This is a genomic window from Pelomonas sp. KK5 (genome assembly GCF_001984095.1).
Lineage (GTDB): Bacteria > Pseudomonadota > Gammaproteobacteria > Burkholderiales > Burkholderiaceae_C > KK5.
In genome coordinates this window covers 1-2,026 of the sequence record NZ_LYVQ01000439.1, presented here as the reverse complement: position 1 = coordinate 2,026, position 2,026 = coordinate 1, and the positions used below count along the sequence as shown (strand labels likewise).

The 2,026-nt window shown below is 71.2% G+C and carries 3 protein-coding genes; all 3 read right to left on the bottom strand.

From position 1 onward, the window contains the following. On the bottom strand, positions 1 to 187 hold a 187-nt coding region (locus B0W88_RS34060; protein WP_198937999.1), incomplete at its 3' end, for a hypothetical protein. An 11-nt stretch (positions 188 to 198) separates the two neighbouring features. Continuing rightward, complete coding sequence (locus tag B0W88_RS31420; RefSeq protein WP_077038375.1) at positions 199 to 1,539, bottom strand: hypothetical protein; 1,341 nt, start codon at positions 1,537 to 1,539, stop codon at positions 199 to 201. 151 nt (positions 1,540 to 1,690) lie between these two features. After that, the coding region (locus B0W88_RS31415) for an enoyl-CoA hydratase-related protein (protein ID WP_233151910.1) at positions 1,691 to 2,026 on the bottom strand (336 nt) is incomplete at its 5' end.

The following is a 2,026-nucleotide window of genomic DNA, read 5'->3' as shown; positions in this document are numbered from 1 at the left end:
CCCCGCGGGCGCTGAGCTGGCCGCAGCTGGGCGGAGGAGGGGGCGGCGGCTCGGAGGCCGCAGGCTGCGGCGCCGAGGCCGCCTCCGCGGGGGCCGAAGCAGCCGCCTCCGGCTGGGCCAGCGCCGCACCCATGACGGCGAGGTTCAGCAGCATCGCGGCCGCCCAGGCCTTCAACGACAACGACACCAGGCCCGCCCTCACTTGCGCGGCCCGGATTCGGCCGGGATCTCCAGCATCGCGTCGATCAGCCCGCGCGAGAACAGCCCGCTGCCGGGGTCGGACGCGCTCTCGTAGCTGAAGGCCGTGGGCGCCGAGGCCAGCGGCATCGAGCCGATCGCGTACTGCAGGTCGTCGGGCTTCAGGCCGCGCAGGATGGCGGTCACCTCGCTGCCGAGGCCGCGCGCCTCGGCGATCTTGTTGATGGCAGCCAGGCGGTCGACGTCGAAGACGATGGAGTTGGCCGTCAGCCCCCGCTCGATCAGCTTCTGGTGCAGCGTGAAGCCGGCCAGCGGGTTGGCACCGAGCTTGCCGGCATTGGTGAAGGCCCAGCTGTCGGCCCGGTCGAACACGGTGGCGCCGATGCGCGCCACGCCGCTCAGCGAGCCGCGGTTGACCGCCGCCATCTGCAGGCCATCGACCACCTGCTGGCGCGTCAGCGACTGCGCGGCGTCGGTGAGGCCCTCGCGGATCTTCTGGATCGCCAGCGACTTGCCCTGCTCGATCAGCTGCTGCTTGAGCATTTCCTGGGCGACCTGGGCCGCCGCGTTCTTGGCGGCGGCGATGGCCGCGTCGGCCGCCATCGCCGCGCCCTTGAGCCCGGTCGCCAGCGTCACCAGGTTGTAGAGGGTGCCGGCGACCTTCATGCCGTAGTGGTAGGTCTTCATGCGGGCGCCGCCCTCCTCGGACAGGCCCTGGGTCCACAGCACCACCCACAGCGCCTCGTCCTCGGTCAGGTCGGCGCGGGTGATCTCCAGCGGGTGCATGGACATCAGCCAGTGGTAGTCCTGCAGCTTGGGCGTGTTGGGCGGCGCCAGCCGCGTGTAGCCGCGGCAGACCTGGAAGGGCGCCACCTGCACGTTGCGCCCGCTGGCCAGCGTCACGGTGAAGGGCCGGCCCTCGCGGTCGTCGCGGGCGGCGGCCATCGCCTCGAGCAGGTCGGTGCTGTCCTTGTCGTCGCGCGAGCCGACCTTGACGATGCGGTCGCCGAGGTGCAGCGGCGAGTCAGGCGTGGCGGCGACCACCGTCAGCCGCTCGTCCACATTGAGCCCGCGTACCCAGGCGACGCGGTCGTTCTCGCTCCAGCCGTAGCTGGTGGCCACGGCGAAGGGCAGCTCCCACTGCTTGTCGCACTCCGGATCCTTCAGCGCGGCGGAGCGCTGGATGGCCGGGCGCAGCAGCTGCTCGCCGGCGCCGTAGGCGCGGATGTTGCCGAGCAGGACCTCGTCCACCTTGCGCCCGTCGTCGACGGTGTACTTGGGACCGGCGCAGGCCGCCAGCAGGCAGCAGCACAGCATCAGCAGGACGGAACGGACGGTCATCGAGGCGGCACCCGGGAGGCACGAGACTCGGTCCAGTCTAGGGTTTGGCCCTGCGCGGCGCCTCCACGGAACTACTGGAATGTTGCCGCCCGTTCACACGCTAACGGTAAATCCGCACGGTATGCCTAACGGCGAAACCGAGCGGTGTCATTCATTCCGGCAGCCGCGCCACCGGGCCCAGCGGCGCGAAGCCAGCGTCGGCCGCATTGCCGCCCTGCTTCCAGGCGGCGATGGCCAGGCCCATCTCGGACGTGTCGAAGATGGCGCTCTGCAGCAGGCTCATCTGGTGCAGCGAGGCGTCGACGCCGTGGTCCCGCGCATGGTTCAGCGCCAGCTTGCTGCCGGCGATGGCCAGCGGTGACTTGGCGGCGATCTGGCGGGCGATGTCGAGCACATGCGACAGCAAGGCTTCGGCATCGGGCAAGACCGCGTTGACCAGGCCGCAAGCCAGCGCCCGCTCGGCGGGCAGCCGCGCGCCGGTGTAGAC

Excerpts from the sequence above, each read along its gene's own strand:
- B0W88_RS31420 (WP_077038375.1), bottom strand. The coding sequence starts at position 1,539 with ATGACCGTCCGTTCCGTCCTGCTGATGCTGTGCTGCTGCCTGCTGGCG.